The sequence below is a fragment of the Furfurilactobacillus rossiae DSM 15814 genome (genome assembly GCF_000428925.1).
Lineage (GTDB): Bacteria > Bacillota > Bacilli > Lactobacillales > Lactobacillaceae > Furfurilactobacillus > Furfurilactobacillus rossiae.
The window spans coordinates 58,614-82,279 of the sequence record NZ_AUAW01000010.1 but is presented as its reverse complement, the minus strand read 5'-3'; the positions used below and the strand labels follow the sequence as shown (position 1 = coordinate 82,279).

The following is a 23,666-nucleotide window of genomic DNA, read 5'->3' as shown; positions in this document are numbered from 1 at the left end:
CTTGAATAGATGACGCAATACTCATCGAAGATTAACTAAGAGTAAGTTAAATAACAGCTTTTTAACAAAACAACGAGATGGACTTTTAAAAGATAGACTGGGGGTAGGGTTTCATGAAGTTGTTTGGTGGGAAAAGACAAACTACGGCGTCAGCACATCGCCATGTATTGCCTTCTAAAACGAAGGTTTCCAATTCAGCGGCAAGCCAACAGTCTGTTGCGGCAACAAAGACGGTGATCCACACAACGGCCCAGCTCCGCGATGGTCAAGATGACAAACAGGATGTTGTGACCGATGAAATTAACCGCGATGATGCACGATCATTGGAAGTTGCGATTGAAGAACGGCAACAACTTGAACAACAAGTGGATCAGCTGAATGAACAATATGGGACTGCGCGTGGTCACTTGCGCTCCAAGCTGTTGACTGAAAAGGACTTGTTACGGTCACAATCCCGTCGTGTTAATCGTTTATATGAAGTTGCCAGCGAACAGCGCAAGGATCATTTTGAGATGTTTGGGAAATTACAGGCAAAACGAACGGCCTTGTTGGCACAGATCAAGCAAAATGATGCACATCGTCAGGAACTGCAGCAGTCTTGTGAGAAGCATGATCGGACATTGCGGATGCTACAGGCACAGCTTGCCACGGTTAAAAAAGAACGGCAGTCATTGAGTGACCAAGAACACGCATTGATTGGCGCGATTAACACGCAGTCAAACTTGACGGACATGATGTCTGTCATTAATGACAAACGGCAACAGATTACTGCAATTAATGCACAAGACCACGATCTCAAGCTGACTTTGAGTGGTTTAAACACGAGTGCTGCTCAGGAGCAAGCCACAATTGATAAACTTCACCATCAGATTCAATTAGCAGCGCAGCAGGACGCTGACAATCAACAGATTATTAATCTTAAACATCAGGTTGAAGTGTTGACGACCCAGTTGTCAGATAAACACAAGCAATTGTCTAAGGACGATGAAAAGCTTGGCGAACTACGCTCACAAAAGAATGTTTTGAGTCAGAGTTTTGATGAGCTGGCAGACCGAATGAAGTTTTACTTCAACTCTACTAAGGTTATTGATACGTATAACTTTGATCCCAAACGTCATTATGTTCTGTATTCTAATACGTTGTTACCACTAGGCCAGCTTAATGGCGAATTCAGTTTGCAACGCATCGACCAGCTCTTCGATAATACGCGTACAAAATATGATATCCTGACGACTGATTTCAACCGTGAGTTAGGTTCAATTTGGGCCACTTATCAAAGTCAGGGAATTTTGCGACATGCACACGATTTGATAAATCCATACTTAGCTATGCAACATGATGGTCGCCATCAGGCCCATCAAACGGACGTTGTCTTGCCACTGGATCAAGCGCAAGAGTGGCAGGTGGAAGAAGGAACGCGCGAACAGCCGGAAAAAATCAAGTCTAAAACCGGTTCTCAAGTGGTCACACTGCAGTATCGTACCGATCAGTCATTATCGAGTGTTATGTATTATCAAGATAAGCAACTTTATAAGATGGCAATTTATGACGCACAAAATGTTTTGTTGGCTACTCAGTACGCCGATCCGCACGACGCAACTAAAGCTGCTTCGGAAATTTACTACCGACCCGACCACAGTGTTGCGTTGGAAAAGGTCTACTTCCCAGATCATGTGGTGGTTCAGTCCACAGAGGATGCCAAAATTGTCGAACACGCCTTTGATACTGAAGCGTCCTTCTACGAATGGTGGCTGATCTCACACGCTTTGACACGGAGTCAAGATTCTTTGATCATCGGCACTGAAGCACCATTCTTTAAACAATTGCTGAATGACTGCGCTCGTAAATTTGAATTGGTACCACTGATCAGTTCCACTGCCGATGTATCACTTATAGAAGCAATCATCGCAGATGACTCACCAATCAATAATGTGTTGGTCAGTAACGAGCAGGTTCACCAATCGTTGCTCAAACGCCTGAATCGTGACATGCACATTCAGGTTGTCGATCCAACAGGCATGGTAGCGCCAAAGCCGAAGGAAAAGAAGGTTAAGACACGGATTTATATTCCTAAAGTAGGATAGTTTGAATGATGCCAATAGTGGTTTTTAAAAGGAGTACTCATTGTGAGTGCTCTTTTTTTGTCGGATTATTTATTTAGTGCTGAAAGTTTGATATTGTCCACATTTTAATTGAATGGTTAGTGTGTTTATTTGAAAGTGATCCAATAATAGTTAAAAAATTAAGACACTTTAGCAAATAATCTAGTCAGGGTACTAAACCGATTTCAAAATAAGTTAGTTAAGCGGCTTAAATTCGTAATTACTTGGTGCACAACTGATTTAGATGACGCACAATATTATTGGTATACCAATTGTACATACGTGTTTATTAATATAGTGTTTTCGGCATAAATTATAGTTGTACAAGTAGACCAATTGCGTGCTACACTCTGTTTGAAATCAATCAAGGGGATGAATGTTAATGAAAAAAAGGCGGGTCACGTATAGTCAATAGTACATGGGGTAAACAAGCAACAGGATATAACGTTAATAAACATAGTTAATAAAAATCTATATATTATTTGAACCCAATTACAGATTGATTTTATCCATATTTATTTTTTAGTTACTTTATCAGTGTTTAATTTCAGGGGGGTTATTGAAAATGTCACGTAAGAATGAAGAGATTGCAGACACAATAACAAGTACGAAAGAACACTATAAAATGTATAAGGCGGGCAAGCAGTGGTTGTTTGCCGGCATTACTGTTTTTACGTTCGGCGGACTCTTAGCCGGTGGTGAACAAGCCGCAAAGGCCGATGCAACCAGCAGTAATGGTAGCGCTGCTGCTGATCCACAAGCAGATGCAACTAAGCAAACGAATGCACCGTTGGAATTTTCAACGAGTGTTACACAAACAAATACCACAGCAAGTGCTGCAGCAACTTCTGTTGCACCTGCTTCTGCAAGTCAGTCTTCCGTAAAGACCAGCACAGCTTCTGTGCAAACGGCGAATTCACAAGCGTCAACTGAACCTAGTTCTGTAGCAAGCAAAACACAGACCGCACAAACATCAACTGCACCGACATCTGTGACGAGTCAAGCAAGTGAAGCACAAACATCGACTGCAGCTACATCGACAACTAGTCAGGTGAAGGATGTTCAGACATCCACGTCACCTGCATCCGTAACAAGTGCTACGAATGATGTTCAAGGATCAACGGCGCCTGCCTCTGTGACAAGTGTTGCAAAGGATGCTCAAACGTCAACTGCACCAGCGTCGGCAACAAGTCAGGTAAAGACTGATCAGACTAGTCAATCCAAGGATGCACCGACATCGACAACTGCCACATCGATAACAAGTCAGACTGAACAGTCGTCGGTAGCACCTGCATCTACAGCAACAAATACATCAACAGCAGCATCACAAACATCAGCGGCTTCTACAGCGCCGACTAAACAGGTGACCGCTTTACCAGACAATGCGACTAGTCAACAGGTTGCAGACGCCAAGTCAGCAGCCTTGGCGGCATTTGCTGAAACAGGCACACCACAAGAAATTACGCAAAAGGATGCAACAGTTACCAGTGCTGCTACTAGCTCGGCGGCTACTTCTGCAGCAACAACCAGTGCGGCTGCTAACCAAGCGTGGAGTGATTTCAGCAAGGTATTAGCTGCTGCAAAGGCAGAAGTTGCAGGTGGCTACACAAGTGCAACGTATGCCGCACTGCATACTGCTATTCAAAATAATGCCTCGCTAACTTCCTCATCGGCTAAAGTTGCATTGAAAGCAGCTCAGGAACAGCTCCAAGCTGCAATCGATGGACTTGTTAATAACTTGGGGGGATCTGGATACAATGATCTCACGAATGTCATTAAGGCCGATCAAGGAACTTATCCGGACACTAGTTCCACACAATATACGACAAAATCTTGGCAAACCTACTTGGATGCTTTGTCAGCGGCTCAAAGTGCTGCAGCAGATCCTAACACCACAGGCAGCACTTTCTCGGTGTTGTATCAACGTTTGAATGCTGCAACAACAGACCTGGAAGCAAATAAATCAACGGTTCTATTTGATCAATTAACAAATCAAATTTCTAGCGCTGCAGAGAATATTAATACACCTGGTGCATACACCGTTGCATCATTGCGTGATTTACAGGCCGCTCAATCTGCGGCTCAAACTCAGACAACAAAATCCAGTGCACAAGATATTCAAACGGCACTCATCAATCTTAAAACTGCTCAGTCAGCTTTGGTTCCATCTGGTTCGTTATCTGGACTACAAGTTGCTCTTAATACAACTGCGCCAACCTATACAACATATCAAACAGACAGTTCGACCGCTGACAACTATGCGTATGCTCAATATACACATTCTAGTTGGGATACTTTTGCCAGTGCGTATGTTTACGCTAAGGCCGTTATGAATAATGGCGCCGCTACTCCTGATCAGATTAGTACTGCCATGTACAATTTGAAGCAGGGCTATCAGGGCTTGGTAGGTAAGCAAACAGTGAGCGATGCTTTGAGTGACGCCATTGCAGGCGGAAATCAAATACTACAGAAGAGCGATAGTGTCACTACGGGTTCAGATGGCAAAACTACAACAACAACTGTTTACACGAATGCATACAGTTCAGATAGTACAAACAATCTTATCGCTGCAATTACGGCAGCTAGCACTTATCTTAACAGCAGTAATGCAGTCAAAAATAATGCCACTCCAGATCAATTGATTGCTGCGACTAATCAAATTCAAGCGGCACTCTCAGCACTAGTTACAACAGCTGCTGCAGCTCAAAATGATTTAAATAATCTGATAAATACAGCTGGAGGCATGAGTGCTGGGGATTATAACTCAGACGGTTATCAGGCGGTTCTAAGTGCAGCGGCCAATGGCAAGCGTGCTTTGTATGACGATTCTTCAGCTGCCGATTTTCAAACTGTTGCTGGTAATTTAAGGACGACAATTTGGAGTTCCATACCGAGTGATGCCACGGTTGCAAAGGCTAAAGCAAACTTGAGTGCTGCCGTCGCTAGTGCTTTACCAGAGGTGCTAAAAAAAGATCAATATTCTCCGGAAACTTATGATCTGTTTGCCACTGAACTTTCAAAGGCTCAGAAATTATTAGATACTGCTAGCCTAGATTCAGTTACGATGCAAAAAGTTGCTACTGATCTAGCATTTTATCAAAGTGATTTAGGCGGTGTAGTGGTAACTAAAAACTCTGGGGCCTCTCTTGTTAATTCGGCTGGCACTGAGTTGCCTAAGACAGGATTAATACCTGGCGTATTCAATGGTTCAGGATGGGACACTGTAGGGCTGACTAGTTCAGGACACAAAATCAATGTTGGTGGTGCGGCAAACTTCGGCTGGGGATTCAATACCAATTCAAGTATTACTTCAGTGCTGACGCTGCCGCTTAGTTTAGTACCATTCTTTAAATCAGCAGATTGGCAGAAGTATGTGTCTGCAGCCTACTACATTCATTCATCAACATGGGTTTTAAATATTCTTCGTGCATCCACGTATGGAACTGGATTGTCTAGTAATGATAATGTCGATCCATCAAAGGCAATAAGCTTATTAAATACTAAAGATGCTCAAGGAAATATGGTGCCTGGTGCCTTGTCTAAAGGCGATTTCAATATGCGTTTAACGTTTGACACTGAAGGTCGTCCTGTATTGACCATTATCACAAGGTCATTAGGTAATTCGTCTGGTAGCCAAGTTCAATATTATTTTGAACTTGATATTCCGACATGGGCAAGTGAAACAAAGCAATACCTTTCCAGAACCACTGGAGACAAGACATTGGATGCTGTGTCGTTTTATTCGCATATAAACGGTGCTCTCAATGGTGAAATTGGTGATACATCCGACAAACTTGAAAATGTGTTTGCGGCTAACACGAATAGTGCCTTGACTCCAAATGCACCTCAATCCGACTTTTCTAGCGATGCAACCGCTGGTACAGCAACACTTGTAGTGCCAGCAACAGCATCCACTAATGCACAGACGCTTGTTCAACTGGCTGTTCCACAGTTTTCTCCGGATGATTTAACTTCCGTTATTGTGCAAGGAACTAATACGATTTTAGGAAAGGTTAAATTGGATCATAGTACAGATGCGGTTGGTGATATTTATCAGGTTGTCTTTAAGGACCAGACAACTGGTAGACAAGCAGTTGCTAATATCAACTCTGATGGCACGTTCGTAGCTAGTTTTGGCAACACGATTGGAACAACTACAACTGGCCTTAACGTCAATACTGGTGATTTAATTACTGGCCAAATTCAGCGGGTTAACACTATTACCGGGCTTGTTTCACAAGGCACGATAGGCTATGCATCCCAAAGTGTGCCAGCAGCCCAGACGCCATTCGTTTATGTAAACTCCGATGATATCAAAGTTGGTTCAAGCACGATTTCTGGGACAATTTCTAGTCTTATCGGGGCAACAAAGGCTTCTTCCGAAGTTGCAAATTCACCTGCAATGAACAAACCATCCTCTGATGATTTAAATGTTTATACCGTAAGTGTTACCGTTTATAACCCAGATGGTTCGGTTAACGCGCAAACAACAACTCAGGTTGCCAAAGATGGTACTTGGACAACTCAAGTCGGGACGCCTTTAACAGCTGGTAAGTATGTTGAAGCAACGGCTCATGTTTCAGTGGGAATTATCTCAGGTAGTAATGCCGTGCAACCCACGGGTGTTCAATTAACAGACCTGAGCACGAATGTTTCCGACCCAATCTACGTTGAAGCGAATAAAGATGCGTTGAATGCGGCAATTACAACTGCTGATGGTGTTTCACAAAAGCAAGGTGCTTATCCAAATACTACAAATGCACAATGGTCAACACTTGCCGGAGCATTGAGTGATGCGAAGACAGTAACGGCCGACAAGACAGCAACACAAACAACCGTTAATGAAACACTTAAAAAGTTGGATGCTGCAATGACGGCAATCACGTTATCCAAGTCAGGTCTTGAAGACGCAATTAAGGCGGCCCCATTGGCAGGTAATGCTTCAAAGTACACGCCAACTAGTTGGAGTAATTTGCAAACGGCCTTGGATCAGGCACATGCAGTCGATCAAAATCCAGGTGCAACAGCCGATCAAATTACCAGCGCAACAAATGCATTGTTAGATGCAACAAGTGCTCTTCAGTTTGTCACCGCTGCGACTACGACAAACAATGCTGCTAGTGATGCAACTTCAATGGCTGCTAATGCCAACAGCGATGCAACACTTGCCACTAGTGGCGCAACGGCTTCTAAGGACGCTGCCAGTGCAGCTAGTCTGGCAGCATCTGCAGCTGATGATTTGGCTTCAAAGGGATCGGATGCAAGCGACAATTTGTTAACAGCTGCTGTTAAAGCAACGCAAGCCCAAGAATTAGCTGCCCAAGCGGCTGCGAATGCCACACGGGCTGCTAATGAAGCGAAGGCTGCTTCACTATCTGCTAGTGCTGCTCAGTCAGCTGCGACTGCGGCCAACACGACAGAATCTAAAGCAATTGCTCAAACCGCGACATCTGCAGCTCAAGAGGCAACGCGGAATGCTGCCACAGCTCAAGCCGCCGCTGCTGAAGCAGCTAATGCTGCGCAAGCAGTTCAAGCAGGTTACCTAGCAGCTAAGGCAAATGCAGCAACTGCTGCTGTTAGTGCCGCTGCGTCAACCGCTAGCGCACAGACATCTGCAGCTACTTCCGCAATTGCCGTCGGTAATCAAAGTGCCGCCAGTGCAGCATTAAGTTCAGCAAGCGCAGCATTATCTGATGCTAAGACGAAAGCATCGGCCGCCGACACAGCTGCTAAGGCTGCTGCCAGTGCAGCTAGCGATGTTCAGTCTGCCGCAAACGTAGCTGGAGCACCAGCTAACGCACAATCGAACGCAGCTGCTGCCAGTGAGGCCGCTGCTAAGGCTGCCGCCAATTTGAAAGCTGCAAACGACAGTGTCACCGCGGCGTCAACCGGTTACGATACTGCTAAGACGGCCTACACAACGATGACGCCAAGTACCGGTGGCACGACTGGTTCAGCCGGCACAACCGGTACAGATGCTAACGGTAACAAAGTAACGACAACATTAAACAGTGATGGTTCAACAACGGCTGTTACCACTGATAAAAACGGGAAGACTATTTCCACGGTCAAAACTAATGCTGATGGCAGTTCCAGCACGACCACACCAAACTCTGATGGCTCAAGTACCACTGTTAATAAGGACAAGGCTGGCAAGGTTGTAACGTCAGCAACAACAACGCCAAATAGTGACGGGTCCAGCACAACAGTTGTGACGGATGCTGCTGGTAAGACGGTATCGACAACAACAACCGGATCTGATGGCAGCACGACGACAGTCATTCCAAACAGTGATGGTTCAACGACGACTACGCAACGTGATCCTCAGGGTAAGTTAGTATCCGAAACTAAGAAGAATGCTGACGGTACAAGTGTCACGACAACGCCAAATTCGGACGGATCATCTACTAGTGTAACCAAGGATGCTTCCGGAAAAGTAATTTCGTCTATGACAACTGATCCGTTTGGTAACACAGCAACAACGACGCCAATGAGTGATGGTAGCAGTCAGACGGTCTTTAAGGATCCATCTGGTAAGACATTGTCGACCGTTACAAAGGATGCCAACGGCAAGGTTACATCCACTGTAGTTCCGACGAGTGATGGTGGAACGGTTACAACGACGCCAACGAGTGATGGTGGTAGCGTTGTGGTCACCAAGAATGCAAATGGCGACACACTGTCAACTGTTACAAAGGATGCTAACGGCAACGTTGTTTCTAAAGCAACAACTGATCCGAATGGTAATAAAGTCACAGCAACGACTGGCTCAGATGGTTCAACAACGACAACCACTGTGGATCCATCTGGTAAGACGATTTCAACAACGATTAAGGATCCAGCCGGTAATACTACGACGACAACTATTGGTTCAGATGGCAGCACAACAATTACGGCCAAGAATCCTCAAGGTACTGTTGTTTCAACAACAGAAAAGAAACCTGATGGCAGTTCAACAGTCACTACGCCTGCTAGCGATGGTAGCACAACGGTTGTTACTAAAGACGCCACCGGCAAGGTAACTGCAACAACGGTTACTGGCAAGGACGGTAGTTCGACGACTACCACACCAAACAGTGATGGCACCGAAACTGTAGTGAAGAAAGACGCCAGTGGTAAGGTCATTTCTACCACAACGACCGGTGGTAATAGCGGCAACACAGGGTCGACCACAACTGGCTCAGATGGTAGCACAACTACAACATTGCCTAATGGTGACACAACCACGACTGTTAAGAACTCCGATGGCTCTACTACAGCAACTACTAAGGATCCATCCGGAAAGGTTGTTTCCACGACACAAACGAGTTCCGATGGTAGCAAGGTTGTCACTGAAACGGGTTCAGATGGAACTGTGACGACCACAAACATTGATCCAAGTGGTAAGACGACCAGCACGTCAGTTAAGAAACCAACTGGTGAGACGACTACTACAACGGTTGGTAGTGATGGTTCAACAGTAGTTGTCACGACTGATCCAAGTGGTAAGACGATTTCGACAGTTGACAAGGATGCTAACGGAAATGTTACGTCTAAAGTAACGACCAATCCGACAACTGGAGAAGTGACAACGGTAACGCCAACCTCAGATGGCGGCACAAAGACACAAACTACGGATTCAAAGGGCAACGTTATCTCAACTGTCACTAAAGATCCGTTTGGCAACACCAGCACGACGACACCTAATTCGGATGGCACCAGCACAACGGTTAACAAAGATCCGAATGGCAAGGTAATCTCGACTGTTGATACCACGACCTCGGGTGCAACTGAGACGACAACGCCAACAGCCAATGGTGGCAGCCAGACAGTCACTAAAGATCCAAATGGTAACGTTACTTCGACAAACGTCAAGAACTCTGATGGATCAACCGTTGAAACTACACCAACCTCAGATGGTGGTTCGCAAACGGTTACTAAGGACCCAACTGGTAAGGTAACATCCACGACCACAACGGATCCGAAGGGTAACACATCTACGATCACGCCAACCTCAGATGGCGGCACGAAGACGGTTGAGAAGGATCCAAACGGTAATACTACGTCAACCACAATCAAGGATCCAGCGGGTAATGTCTCAGTTACTACACCAACCTCAGATGGTGGCACGAAGACAGTTACGACTGATCCAACTGGTCATGAGACATCTACAACGACCAAAGATCCGTATGGAAACACCTCAACAACGACACCAACTTCAGATGGCGGTACACAGACGGTTACCAAAGATCCAAATGGCAACATCACTTCAACGACTGTTAAGGATCCAAGCGGTAATACAGCAACAACCACGCCAACCTCAGATGGTGGTACTGAAACCGTTAATAAGGATCCTCAGGGTAATACGACATCTACCGTTCAAACGGGCTCGGATGGTTCATCCACTACTACGACGCCAAACAGTGATGGTACGAGTCAAGTTGTTACCAAGGATCCAAGCGGTAAAGTAACTAATACCGAAACGACAGGAACGCCCGCCACAGATAGTCAGACGACTCAGAATAGTGATGGTACCAGCACAACGGTTACTAAGGATCCGAAGACCGGGGCAGTCACCACGACGACTAAGGGCGTCAATGGTAACATCACCGATGTTGCAACGAAGAACAGTGATGGTACTTCCACGGACAAGCATTTCAACAACGATGGGAGTTACACAATTGTTGATAAGGACGCGGACGGCAACGTCACTGGTGCAACAGTTGCTGATCGCAATGGTGGTAAGGTTGCGCTCGTTAAGAATAGTGACGGCACAATAACAGCAACGACAACCGATCCAACGGGGAAGGTTACTGGAACTGCCACAATTCCTGCTAAGGGTGGAACAGTTACGGTCGGTGGCAAGACTGCAACAATTGGTAGCGATGGTACTATGACCGTCGGCGGTCCAGCTGCTGACAGTATTAATACAAATGTTGATCCGAAAGGCACGGTTACATTATCACGGGCACTAGTTGATGCCACTGGCGTTTCCGTAGATCCTAAGAATTACTACGATCACACTTCTGCTGCAGGCAGTGACAGCGCTGGCTCGACGGGTACAACAGGATCAGACGGTAGCACTGGTTCAACAGGAACTACTGGATCAACAGGGACAACAGGATCAGATGGTAGCACTGGTTCAACAGGAACTACCCCTGAACCAACGGTTACGCACAATTCAGATGGTTCGACAACGACGACAACTACTGATGCTTCGGGCAAAGTGATTGATGTCGTTACCAAGAAACCGGATGGTAGTTCAACAGAAGTGAAGACAACACCAGCTGGGACGGTAACAATCAATCGCGATCCAGAAAACAAGGTAACTGGTTCAACAATCAGCAATCCAAGTGGCACAAACGTTACGTTTGCTAAGAATTCTGATGGTACCACGACCGCTACAGCCACTGATGCCGCAGGGAAAGTAGTTGGTACACAGGTATTTCCAGCTGCTGGTGGAACTGCAACCTTAAATGGTCAAGCTGTCACAGTTGATCCAGATGGCAGTGTCACTGTTGCAGGTCCTAACGAGGGCGATATTGCCACGACTGTTGACCCAACTGGCCAAGTTAAGCTATTCAGGTCCTTGGTAGATGCACGGGAAACAACCGTAGATCCAAAGGACTACTACGACAACACGACTTCCGCCGGTTCAGGATCAACTGGTACGACTAATGGGTCTGATGGCTCGAATGGCACTAACGGCACAGCAGGAACTAACGGTACAGACGGCGCAGCAGGCGTCAACGGAACTAATGGCACCAATGGAACGGCTGGTACAGACGGTTCAAACGGCGCTAACGGAACCAATGGCACTAACGGCACAGCAGGTGCCAATGGCACAAATGGTGTAGCCGGTACGAATGGTACTGCAGGTGCTAATGGCACTAACGGCACTGTAGGTGCCAATGGCACAAATGGCGTAGCCGGTACAAATGGTACTGCAGGTGCTAATGGCATCAGTGGAACCAACGGCACATCGGGCGTCAATGGTGTTCAAGCTAACGGGTCCAGCGCGGCTCAACAATCTGCCGGGACGAAGACGGTTGCGCCGGTTGCTGAAAAAGCTGGCGTGGTCACAGCCCACTCAGCTGTTGCACAACCACTAGGCAACGCAACGGTTCAAACGGCCTCTGACGCTAAGACGACAACACTTGCAACACCTTCTGCCAAGCAGAATGTTCAAACAACTGCTAAGAAGGACGCCAACGTTACTGAAAACAAGGCAACTGCTGCCGCTAACACATTACCGGATACCAATGAATCATCGGCTGGTGTTATGGGATTACTTGGTGTAGCAACGTTAGCTGCTGGTTCAGCAATGTTGCTTGGCAAACGTCGCAAGCACGAAGTTGATAATTCGGACACAAATGAACAAAAGTAGTAAGTAAACATGTATTTAAGATGACGGAAAGCAATTTGGCTTCCCGCCATCTATTGAGGAGACTTTCTGACAAAGCCTCTTGAATAGATGGCGGTAAGTCAAGGTGTTCAAACGTCAATGCAGTGACATCGTTAACGTCTACTAAGGCGTTTGATACAAAAAGCGAATTTACAGAACGTTTGAATCGTACTTTTCATCAAGCGAGTTGGGGGAGATAGCTTATGAAATTATTTGGACATGGTAAAAAGGTGACTGATTCAGCAGCACCGGCAACTGCACCGGCGGAATCGCAGAAGCAGCAAATGTCGACTGCTCAGGCAGTCATTCATTCCACAGCGACGGTTGAACCAGCAGATGTTAAAAAGAACGAACATGTATCAGTTCCGAACCCTGTCGCTAGTGAGGATGCATACCAAAAGTTAACCACTAAGCGTGAGCAACTTGAAAAGCATGTGAATCAGCTTAATCAGCAGTATGGGGATGCACGCAATGAACTACGCTCGCAGCTTCTAACCGAAAAGGATTACCTTCGCGCGCAATCGCGGACTGTCAATCATGATTATGACAAGTTGGCGAAGCAACGCGATGCTGACTTTGAGGTCTTTTCTCAACTACAGGATCGTCGCAATAAGGTTGCCGCCAAGCAGCAACAACTGGCTGCATCGTTGAACGAGACCAAACAGAGGTTTGCGGAACAATCGACTATTTTAGCCAAGATGAAGGCTCAATCTGTCCAGATTGCCAAGCAACGTGAACGCTTAGACAAGCAGGAACACAAGCTACTTAACGAGCTTGGTCAACAAGGTAATTTAAATTCTTTAATGGAAGAGATCGATGCCAAACGCAAACAAATTTCAGATATCAATGTGCACGATCATGAGCTAGAACAAGCTGAAGACGGCATGAATCAGGATATTGTTAAGCAAGAAAAAGCCGTTGCTACTTTGAATAAACAGGTTTCAGTTCAAGAGCAGGCCAGCAGCAATGATGATGCGACCGCGGATTTACAGAAACAACTGGCTGCAATCGACAAGCAGTTGAGTCAACAGCAGGATAAATTAACTTCCGATGACGATAAACTAAAAGCGGCCAAGCGAGAAAAGGCCAACTTAGCAGAACAGTTTCAGCAGTTAACTGACCTGATGAAGTTTTACTTCAGCTCAACAAAGCTCATTGATAACTTTCAATTTGATCCATCACATCACTACGTTTTCTATTCCAATACGTTGATTCCGCTTAACCAGCTTAGTGAGCAAAACGGATTGGAGATTATTGATCATCTATTCGATAAGACTGACGCCCATTTTGATGTGCTGACGACTGACTTTAATCGTGAACTGAGCGAAATTTGGGACAGTTATCAGCATTCAGGTGTTGTACATCATGCAGGGCGTGTTATTAATCCATACTTAGACTTTCAGCGTGACGCTGGTACGCAACAACATGCCGATGTTGCCTTACCACTGGACCAAAGTCAGGACTGGCAAGTAAATGCTGGTACCGAGGAACAACCTGAAATGATTCGCTCGGCTAGTGGCAAACAAAGTGTTACATTGCAATACCGGGCAGACCGGTCACTTGAAAGCGTAAAATACTTCCAAAATGACAAGTTGTTCAAGATGGCCATTTATGACCAGCAAAACGTTTTAGTCGCAACGCAATACGTTGACCCACGGGATGCTAAACACGCTGCTTCGGAAATTTATTATCGTCCCGATCACAGTGTTGCTTTGGAAAAAGTGTTTTTTGAAGATCACGTGGTTGTTCAAACGACGGATGCTGGCAAGACAGTTGAACGGACGTTTGAAACGGAGGATGATTATTACGCTTGGTGGATCAAAGCACACGCCTTAACCCGGCCAGAAGATGCGCTGATTATTGACACCGAAACACCATACTTTGAGCAGTTGCTGAATGATGATGATCGTCGTTTTGAATTGATTCCACTTATTACGACTGTTGATAACAAGGCGTTGATTGAGCAGCTTGTTGCTGATGATTCACCAGTTAACAATATGATTGTTAGTGACGAATCTGTTCATCAGGCTATCCTCAAACAGCTGAAACGCGATATGCACATCATGGTTTTAGATCCATCCGGTGTGACAAACGAAAAGGCGAAGGCAGCGACTATTAAAACTAGAATTTATATTCCTAAGGTTAGCTAAGTGGTGATTAATCTAGTTAATCTGGGCGGTTTCACCCGTTCAAATGAAGCCGCCTTAAATATCCCCTAATCGATTCGCGTTTAATGGGTCCCCCCACCCAGTAAACGCGAATTTGTATTTAACAGCATGGAACTTTGACTTAAACAATACTATTAACGATAGAGTCCGCTTACGGTTGCCAACATTGAGACAACACCGTGGGACAACCTCTGAGATGTGCATTTCAGCTCAAAATTGAAGTAGAAGATTTCGAGTTTTAGAAGGCTGATATCTGTCACCACGGAACGGTGACTTTAGGTGGCACAACGTCAGAAGATTCACGAAAACACAGGCGTTAGTGCTAACTCTTAGGAATACGAAAGTGGTTAAATAAGGGTAGAGCAATTATCGGAAACGAGGGAGTGACAAGATGATTTATTTCGTTGATTTTTCAATGCCGGAGAAGAAATCAGGGATTGAACATGCCGAGTTAAAACGGCTCGCACTATTTCGTGACCACGGGATGGCCGCACGACTGCTGACACGTGATTATAGTCCGCGGTTACATTGGAACCTTAATGAAGCTCAAGTTAGTGATGCTGAAAGTATGAATATGTTTGACTACTTTCAGGGCGCTTTGGCTGCCGCATCACAGCCGCTAACGATGAATGATTTACGTTTTCCTGCTAATCATGAAGGTTTAGATATTCAGTGGCATGAGGACGAGGGTCGCTTTTACGTTCTTCAAAATGGCCAATTATACCGTCGCGTCAGTTTGTTTGCTGGTACCCAACAAGTTAGTAACGTTCAGCTGTTTGACCGTTTCGGTAATTTGTACCGTGTTGACCAGTACGACTGTCGTGGCTTTAAAACGATGGAGCAGTATTATTCACAGGACAACAAGGTGGATATGGAACGTTACCTACATTTGGACGGGTCGCCAGCCATCATTCGGTATTTAAAGAATGACGCGGGCGGGAATGAAGTTGATAGCCGCTATACGTTGCTCGATTACCAAGGACATGATTACGATTTCGACGGGATGAAAACATTCTTGCGTTTTTACCTAGACGAAGTTGCTAAGCACGATCCGCAGGTCAGCGTCTTCATTTCTGACCGCACGATGATCGACGATTGGTCGATCAGTCATATGACTGCCAAAGCGTATAAAGTCCTGCACTTACATAATTCACAAACGGTTGACGCCAATGATCCAGCGCATGCAGCACTGAATTACAATTATGCGTATGCTCTGCATAATCTTCAGGATTGGGACGCCATCGTAACAGCGACTCAGAAACAGACACAAGCTGTAAAAGATCGCTTTAAACCGAAGATTCCTGTATTCACGATTCCAGTTGGAATTGTTCCAGCAGCGACATTGTCGATTCCTCACGTGCCGATGGCTGAACGGACACCTGGTAAAGTGATTGCTGTGGCACGAATTGCCAACGAAAAACGGCTGGATGATTTGATTAAAGCTGTTCATCAGGCACGCGAATCGGTTGATAATGTCACACTAGATATTTATGGTTATGAGAACTCCGAAGACAATTTTGCGGAACCCAAAAAGATAAAAAAGCTCATTAAAGAGCTGGATATGGGCGATGTAGTGACGCTAAAGGGTTACGTTCCTAATCTGACACCGGTCTATAATTCTGCGCAGATATTTGGTTTGACCAGCCGAATGGAGGGCTTTGACTTAGCGTTACTGGAGGCCGTTTCACATGGTGTTGTTGGTTTAGCTTATGATGTTAATTATGGCCCTGCAGAAATTATTGAAAATGGCAAGAATGGTCGGTTGGTTGATTTAGGCAATTGGCATCAAATGGCAGACCGACTCGTCAAAATGCTTAAAAATCCTGTTCGGTTGCAGGAATATAGTGATGCAGCCTACACCAGTGCCGGCCGTTTCGGGGCTGAGCCCGTTTGGAATGCTTGGGTTCAGTTACTGATTGACGCAAACTCTAAAGTTGCCGACAAGGAGGGGTAGATCATGGACTTTTTATTGGATAATCGACTAGTTAGCCAAGATGCACATGTTGTAAAAGAAGCTGTGGATCAGTACAAGCTCTTTCTGCCGAGTCATCCAGACGCCCAACTTTTGATTACGCAGTACACGCCTGAACTAGCTAGAATTTTGGCCAAGGCAGACATCAAACCAAACCGCGTGCTAAGCGTCTTTAATTTACTGCAGCAAGCTGTTCACGTACCGCAAAAAAAGTTAACTAGTGAACAGTTGACAAAGGTCCCACCAGTTTATTCGGTTACGCCGGATGGAGAGAATCGGGCGAAAGTCGAGGATGCTGATGCCATACTGGCACGCATCAGTTACTATCCCAAGAGTGGTGAACAAGTCGAGAAGGTTGAACACGTTGATCGTGTCGGAAACGTGACCTCGATTGATACTTATGATTGTCGTGGCTTTCTTTCGCGCACACAAACCTTTCATCGCAATCATGCACTGGCGACGGAACAATACTTCACGGCGGATGGCACAGAGGCCTGTTTAAACATCTTCATGAATAACGACCAAGGTCAGCTAACCAATACCGTTTGCCGCGTCATGAATTCGCGCGACGAAATTTATGAATATGATAACTTGGAACAACTTTTAGGGATAACGTTAGATCGCTATGCTAAAGAGCAAGATGGTGTTCGAATTTACACGAATGAAGCACATATCATTCCGACGGACATTACCATTTCACCGATTGGATAAACTAAAATTTAAGCGCGGTCCGCACTGGTAGCAAGGTGAGGGCTGCGCTTTGCTTTTGCATTTTCGATAATTGAATCACAGCTAGGTAACAAAACATGATAAACTGATAATAATTTGCGAATCTTAACAATAATGAATTCGCGTGGGTGGGAGCAAACTAATGACGAATGTGTTAACGTTTGATTGCTATGGGACGTTATTAAACGAAGACGGTACCTATAATGAAATTGAACGGCTGGCAGCTCAGATTGGTGTTGATCAGAAGCTGGCGCGACAACGTTTCATTAGTTATCAGGATGACCGCAACAACATGCATCCATATATTGACTACGACTTGTTGACCCGTAACAATCTAATCCATCTCGACTATCAGTTTGGACTGGAGCATCAGTTTGAACGCTATTATGTAGAAGTTCTGCAAGCTCATCGAGAGTTGACGCCATTCCCCGAGGTCATTGAAATACTGCAAACCTTCGTTGACCGCGGCTATAAACTTGTGATGATGTCCAATTCATCGTGGGATATCATTCCGTTTAACGCCAAGACGCTACGAGTGCCATTCGACGTTTGGACCGCAGAGGATGTCCATGCCTACAAACCGGATTTGAAGTTCTTCAAGGCAATTGAACAGCGTTATCATTTCAATAACGACAATCACATTCACATTGCTCAAGGTTATGGCAGTGATGTCGTGCCTTGCGCTGAGCTTGGCTGGAATTGTATTTGGGTCAATCGTGATGGTCGCAAACCCACTGGTAGTGAACGACCGATGCATGAGGTACGCACGTTGGATGAAGTGATGCAATATTTGGATTAAAGGAGTTTGACATGACAAAGTTAGTGATTGCGACTGGAAACCAGAATAAGGCGAAAGAATATCGAGAGATGTTACCGACTGGGATAGGTGTAGATGTCATCACACTTACGGATCTGGAAAATGTTCCTAACATTGTTGAGAATGGAACAACATTTGCTCAAAACGCTAAAATTAAGGCTACTACTATCATGGAACATTTTAAATTACCGGTGTTAGCCGATGATTCAGGACTAATGGTTGAGGCATTAAATGGTGAGCCTGGCGTTCATTCTGCTCGATATGCAGGAGATCATGATGATAAGGCAAATCGTGAAAAACTGTTAAATAAGCTAAATAGTGTGTTAAACCGTGCGGCAACATTTCATACGACGATTTATGCCGTTAAGCCAGATGGAAATGTATTGGAAGTTACTGGTGAGGTTAAGGGGCAAATAGTTGATGCACCACGTGGGAGTGAGGCCTTTGGTTACGATTGTTTGTTCCAACCCGATGGCGAGTCACGGACGTTTGGTGAAATGACCAGCGAGGAAAAAGACGCAATCAGTCATCGTGGTCGGGCAATGCGAAAGTTTTTAAAGAGCTTTGACCAATGGTGGCAGAACTGAGGTAATCATGACAGATCGAGAAGAACAAATTTTATCCTGGATTAAACAAAATCCAATGATAAGCCAAAATGAACTGGCAGAATTAGCAGGTATCACTCGGTCAGGTGTGGCAGCTCATATTTCCAATTTGATGAAAAAAGGTTATTTGCGTGGCAAAGGCTACATTGTGACACCACCGAGTTATGTGACAGTTATTGGTGGAATAAATATGGACATCTTTGGTGTTGCCGATGAAAACGTGGTCGATAAGAGTTCCAATGCCGGACATGTTTACTATGCGGTTGGAGGACTTGGCAGAAATATCGCATTAAATTTGCGGAAACTTGGTGTTCAAAACTACTTTATTTCTGTCTACGGCGATGATAACAATGGTGAACAATTTAAGGCAGACGCGCTGGCAAATGATATGGATATTACATATTCCAAACAGTTTGCTGATACCAATTCGTCGACTTACTTATATGTCAACCAGCCTGGTGGTGATCGCGTGGTCGGCCTTGACGACATGAGTATCAACGATCGAATTACACCAGAGTTTTTGGAAGATCGTGAAGATATGATTAACAATTCAACGTCAGTTGTTATTGATTCGAACCTTCCACAACAAACCATTGAGTGGTTGTATGATCATTGCCAACGACCGATGTTTGCCAAGGCAGTTTCAGTCACCAAAGCTGGCAGATTGTTAAAAGGCATCGGTTGTTTAAATACGCTTGTTTTGAACGCGGTTGAGTCAAAGACTTTATCTGGGATTGAGGCCACTGACAAGCACACAGCGATTCAAGCGGCTCAGCGAATAATAGATAAAGGCGTTAATAACGTGTTTTTATATATTGATGAAGTGGGTATGCTTTATCAAGATGAGCGTCATCAGTTATTTTATCCTGAGCAAAAAATTAATCAACGTAATACTAATGGAGCCGGAGCAGCTGCAACGGCGGCATTAGTATGGGCACATAAAAATGAAATGTCATTTGAAGATAGCGGTCAGTTGGCTAATGCTGCTGCATATCTTAGTATGGAGAGTATTCAGGCAGTGAATGAAAATCTGACTCACAGAACGCTCGAACTTAAGCGTCATGAACTGTTTGAATAAAAATAAAATTTAGTTAGATGAAGACCTTGTAGGAAACTGCAGGGTCTTTTTGCTTGCTCGGAAACGGCGGCCAATGAGTATTGATTATTAATAAAATGGATCTTTGTGAATAAAAAAATAAATGAAACCTCTAACTGTGTATGTACAAAGGATTTGTCAGTTCAAACTATGAAAGCGGTAACTATTTTTGTTGACAGGGCGAGACAATGGGTATAGATTCTAAAGTGTCAAATGTTTATGCGCATAAACAAATGTCAGTAAAGGGTGAATTCAAATTAAGGAGAACAATTATGATGAATTATTCACAAGCTGTTTCACCTGACGATTATGTTGTTGTAATCGGTGGCATGAACATGGATATCTTTGGCATGCCAAGTGACAAAGTTGTTGATCGAGATTCAAACCCAGGAATAGTCGGAATGTCGGTTGGCGGGGTTGGTCAAAACATTGCACAAAATTTGGCTCATTTGGAAGTGCCAACGTACTTAATTACCGTATATGGTGATGACTACAATGGTCAATTACTAAAGACATCCTGTGAGAATAATCATATTCATCTAGACTATGCAGAACAGCTAGCGCATCAGCGTTCATCTACCTACATGTACATTACGGATGAAACGGGTGACATGCTTGTTGGTGTGAATGATATGGATATTTGTAAGCAGATCACACCGGAGTTTTTAAAACAGAGATTAGATTTTATTAACGACGCCACGATTTGCCTATTAGATGCCAACCTTGATCCTTCTACGCTGAATTGGATCGGTACGCACGTGACAGCCCCATTGTTTGGCGACACTGTGTCAACGATTAAAGCACCTCATTTTGATGGCATTTTGGATAAAATGACGGTTTTAAAACCCAATGCATTAGAAGCATCGTTGCTATCTGGCGTTAAAATAACGGATTTGAATACGGCCAAACGTGCTGCAGAAGTTTTGCTTGATAAAGGTATTGCAAATATTTTCATCTCGATGGGGGCACAAGGAATTTTATGTGCGAATAAAGATGATATGGCGTTTGTTAAACCCTTTAAAACAACGATTGTTAATGCGAATGGGGCTGGCGATTGCGGAATGGCGGCCATAACCTGGAGTTACTTTGACGAACCTGATCGCCCGCTACATGAAATTGGACGAATTGCACAGGCCGCTTCAAGTATCGCTTTAGAGAGTGATAAATCTGTTCCTGATATCACACCAAAACTGGTTCAACAAAAATTAATGAGTGACACAATTGCAAATTAACGGAGGCAAAAGTAATGATTAAACAAATTTATTCCCTAATTCAGTATGACGAAAGTGTTAAGACAATGGACGCCGGCGCGGACAATATTGGTTTGGTTCCAATGCAAAATGGTGGTGTTCCCGCACATCGCGTACCACTAGACCGTGTTCGCAAGATCTTTGATGAGGCCAAGCGTCGTGGCGTTACCTCTGTTGCAATCATGCTTACAAATGATCCTGAAGAAATGCTGAAGCTCGGTGAAGAAATTCAGCCTGACATCTTACACATTGCGGGTGACGGGTATGCAGCAGACGAAACGTTTGCCAAACGGTTAAAAGATGTTGCGCCACATACAAAGTTGATGCAGGCCGTATTGGTTGATAATGAATCAGCCATTGACCGTGCCAAGAAGTTCGAACCGTTCGTTGATTACATTTTGCTAGACTCTGGGCTTGCACATGACACTGGTATTGGTGCAAGCGGTCAAACGCATGATTGGAATATTGATGCACAGATTGTTAAAGCCGTTAATGTGCCAGTTATTGAAGCTGGTGGCCTTGGACCTGATAACGTGGCTGATGCGATTAAGAAAATTCGGCCATACGGTGTTGATTCATTAACGAAGACAAGTATTAAGTATGAAGGCGGCAACATGGAAAAAGATATCGACAAAGTTCGTGCTTTCTGTGAGAATGCTGACGCTGCTGCCAAGGAATTGGGACTGTAAACTAACGTTAAAATTCTAAGGAAGTTAAGGGAAGGATTGCGTGACAAAAAATCGACTTACCGTTAAAAAAACAGTTATTGCGCTAGTTGGCATTTTTCTGGTTTGCATCGGCGTGGCATTTAATAACAACACGCGATTAGGTAATGACCCAGTCGGAATTATTTACGATGGCTTGCGGGCTGCTTTTCACATTCCACGAGTTCAACTAGGAATGGTTTCCAATGTGTTAAACATTTTTCTGATTTTGCTGCTGTTTCTTGTTGGCCGTCATTACGTAAATGTTGGTACTGTCATGTATTTAGTACCGTATGGCATGTTTATTACGATTGGCTCGCATCTATATCCACATATATTTACAAATGACGCACTAATTACCCGTTTAACTGGCGGTGCAACAGGAATCATCCTGTATTACATCGGGATTAGCTTGTTTGTAGCTGCCGATATAGGTGTTGATCCATTTAATGGATTTATGTTGACCATTCGAGACAAAACGGGCTGGAGCATGCGGCGTAGCAAAATGACATTTGATGTTTGCTTAATGCTTGCAGGTTTTTTGATGGGTGGCAAGTTTGGCATCATCACGATTGTCACAGCGTTGACTACTGGACCGACTATTCAAGCATTGAGTGAATTGATCCAAAAAAGAGTATTTATGGAAAGGACTTAATAAAAGATGGACTTTAAGTTACTTCAAAAAGTTAAAGTTGTCAGCACAGACCACCTTGACGAAACATTGTTAGAAATTATGAAAACGGAAAATTATCAGCGTCCCCTGTTTGTTATGGACCATTTTCTATCGCAGGTTGAGATTGTTCAGGATGTTCAAACGGAGTTAAAAGCAAATGGTATTGAATATGCAGTGTTCGATAAGGTTGTTTCGGATCCGCCAACTAGTGTTGTCGATGCCGGCGTAACGGCTTTTAAAGAGCATAAGGCAGACAGCATCATCGCAATTGGAGGTGGCAGCTCGATTGATGTTGCCCGCGGTATCAACATTGTTCGCGTAAATGGTGGAAAAATCTCAGGTTATGTAGATCCACAAGCGGCAATCAAACCTTGTCCAGGGCTGATTTCCGTGCCGACGACGTCTGGGACAGGTAGCGAGATGTCTAACGCACTGGTTGTTACTGACGAAGCAAGCAAACAAAAGCTGGCAATTCTGGCAGATGATGCGGTTAGTGAATACGCAGTCCTGAATCCTGATTTATTATTGTCATTACCTAAAAACATGACAATTGCTACAGGATTAGATGCTTTCTCTCACGCTGCAGAAGGATATCTGTCTAAATTGGCTTCACCGGTAACGGATGCCATTTGTGAGAAAGTTGTGTTCCTTCTATATAACTACTTGCCACGAGCGGTTAAAAACGGTGCTGATCGAGAAGCTCGTGAACGGGTTATGGTAGCCGCAACTTTGGCAGGTTGGATGTTAAATAATGCAGGTACCAACGTTGGCCATTCGATGGCACATGTGTTGGGATCTAAATATCACATCGTTCACGGTGAAGCCGTCGCATATGCTTTGCCTGGTGTCCTTCGTTTTGTTGGCCCCGTTATGCCACATAAGGTCAGAGAAATTGGCCAGATTTTAGGTGCTGTTTATCCTGAAAATGCACCTGAGGAACAGACAACGCTAATTGCGGAACGGACTTATAAAGACTTCCGTGACCAGATTCTTGGTCTGCATCCATTTAGTGATTACAAGATTAGCCACGAAGAGTTGGCAACTAATGCAGAGGCCGTTGCACACGAACGCTTTGCAGGTAATACACCACGCGAAGTTACTGTCGATGCGGCTGAAATACTATTGGCCTCGTACGGAAAACAATAAAACATAGAAGGGTAGTCGGA

At 44.6% G+C, this 23,666-nt stretch carries 12 protein-coding genes; all 12 read left to right on the top strand.

Going from position 1 to position 23,666, the window contains the following annotated elements; genetic code table 11:
- Nucleotides 1-113: 113 nt before the first annotated feature.
- The 12 genes from G400_RS0107830 to G400_RS0107775 all read left to right on the top strand — a co-directional run bounded on the left by G400_RS0107830 (nucleotide 114) and on the right by G400_RS0107775 (nucleotide 23,646).
- Nucleotides 114-2,084 (top strand): coiled-coil domain-containing protein, encoded by a 1,971-nt coding sequence (locus G400_RS0107830; RefSeq protein ID WP_017263041.1) that lies wholly within the window; start codon nucleotides 114-116, stop codon nucleotides 2,082-2,084.
- Nucleotides 2,085-2,667: 583 nt separating this feature from the next.
- Entirely contained in the window at nucleotides 2,668-12,468 is a 9,801-nt protein-coding gene (locus G400_RS14805; RefSeq protein ID WP_020479267.1) for a KxYKxGKxW signal peptide domain-containing protein, read from the top strand.
- Nucleotides 12,469-12,689: 221 nt separating this feature from the next.
- Entirely contained in the window at nucleotides 12,690-14,636 is a 1,947-nt protein-coding gene (locus G400_RS14800) for a hypothetical protein (protein WP_017263040.1), read from the top strand.
- Between the two features lie 409 nt (nucleotides 14,637-15,045).
- Nucleotides 15,046-16,608, top strand: a complete 1,563-nt coding sequence (gene asp1, locus G400_RS0107815; RefSeq protein WP_017263039.1) for an accessory Sec system glycosyltransferase Asp1 — start codon at nucleotides 15,046-15,048, stop codon at nucleotides 16,606-16,608.
- A gap of 3 nt (nucleotides 16,609-16,611) precedes the next feature.
- Nucleotides 16,612-17,337 carry a glycosyltransferase family protein gene (locus tag G400_RS0107810; RefSeq protein ID WP_017263038.1) on the top strand — a complete coding sequence of 242 codons (726 nt, stop codon included), beginning with the start codon at nucleotides 16,612-16,614 and terminating at the stop codon, nucleotides 17,335-17,337.
- A 160-nt stretch (nucleotides 17,338-17,497) separates the two neighbouring features.
- Entirely contained in the window at nucleotides 17,498-18,154 is a 657-nt protein-coding gene (locus G400_RS0107805) for an HAD family hydrolase (RefSeq protein ID WP_017263037.1), read from the top strand.
- A gap of 11 nt (nucleotides 18,155-18,165) precedes the next feature.
- Nucleotides 18,166-18,759: an RdgB/HAM1 family non-canonical purine NTP pyrophosphatase gene (rdgB, locus tag G400_RS0107800; RefSeq protein WP_017263036.1), complete on the top strand. Its 594-nt coding sequence runs from the start codon at nucleotides 18,166-18,168 to the stop codon at nucleotides 18,757-18,759.
- A gap of 7 nt (nucleotides 18,760-18,766) precedes the next feature.
- Nucleotides 18,767-19,855, top strand: a complete 1,089-nt coding sequence (locus G400_RS0107795) for a PfkB family carbohydrate kinase (protein WP_017263035.1) — start codon at nucleotides 18,767-18,769, stop codon at nucleotides 19,853-19,855.
- 290 nt (nucleotides 19,856-20,145) lie between these two features.
- The gene (locus G400_RS0107790; protein ID WP_017263034.1) at nucleotides 20,146-21,105 is read left to right on the top strand and encodes a PfkB family carbohydrate kinase; all 960 of its coding nucleotides are present in this window, start codon (nucleotides 20,146-20,148) and stop codon (nucleotides 21,103-21,105) included.
- A 14-nt stretch (nucleotides 21,106-21,119) separates the two neighbouring features.
- A complete protein-coding gene (locus G400_RS0107785; protein WP_017263033.1) occupies nucleotides 21,120-21,812 on the top strand; it encodes a phosphoribosylanthranilate isomerase in 693 nt (230 codons plus the stop codon).
- Nucleotides 21,813-21,852: 40 nt separating this feature from the next.
- Entirely contained in the window at nucleotides 21,853-22,482 is a 630-nt protein-coding gene (locus G400_RS0107780; protein WP_017263032.1) for a YczE/YyaS/YitT family protein, read from the top strand.
- 6 nt (nucleotides 22,483-22,488) lie between these two features.
- Nucleotides 22,489-23,646 (top strand): iron-containing alcohol dehydrogenase, encoded by a 1,158-nt coding sequence (locus G400_RS0107775; RefSeq protein WP_017263031.1) that lies wholly within the window; start codon nucleotides 22,489-22,491, stop codon nucleotides 23,644-23,646.
- The last annotated feature ends 20 nt before the right edge of the window (nucleotides 23,647-23,666 follow it).

Coding starts and splice junctions, on each gene's coding strand:
- G400_RS0107830 (WP_017263041.1), top strand. CDS start 114: ATGAAGTTGTTTGGTGGGAAAAGACAAACTACGGCGTCAGCACATCGC.
- G400_RS14805 (WP_020479267.1), top strand. CDS start 2,668: ATGTCACGTAAGAATGAAGAGATTGCAGACACAATAACAAGTACGAAA.
- G400_RS14800 (WP_017263040.1), top strand. CDS start 12,690: ATGAAATTATTTGGACATGGTAAAAAGGTGACTGATTCAGCAGCACCG.
- asp1 (WP_017263039.1), top strand. CDS start 15,046: ATGATTTATTTCGTTGATTTTTCAATGCCGGAGAAGAAATCAGGGATT.
- G400_RS0107810 (WP_017263038.1), top strand. CDS start 16,612: ATGGACTTTTTATTGGATAATCGACTAGTTAGCCAAGATGCACATGTT.
- G400_RS0107805 (WP_017263037.1), top strand. CDS start 17,498: ATGACGAATGTGTTAACGTTTGATTGCTATGGGACGTTATTAAACGAA.
- rdgB (WP_017263036.1), top strand. CDS start 18,166: ATGACAAAGTTAGTGATTGCGACTGGAAACCAGAATAAGGCGAAAGAA.
- G400_RS0107795 (WP_017263035.1), top strand. CDS start 18,767: ATGACAGATCGAGAAGAACAAATTTTATCCTGGATTAAACAAAATCCA.
- G400_RS0107790 (WP_017263034.1), top strand. CDS start 20,146: ATGATGAATTATTCACAAGCTGTTTCACCTGACGATTATGTTGTTGTA.
- G400_RS0107785 (WP_017263033.1), top strand. CDS start 21,120: ATGATTAAACAAATTTATTCCCTAATTCAGTATGACGAAAGTGTTAAG.
- G400_RS0107775 (WP_017263031.1), top strand. CDS start 22,489: ATGGACTTTAAGTTACTTCAAAAAGTTAAAGTTGTCAGCACAGACCAC.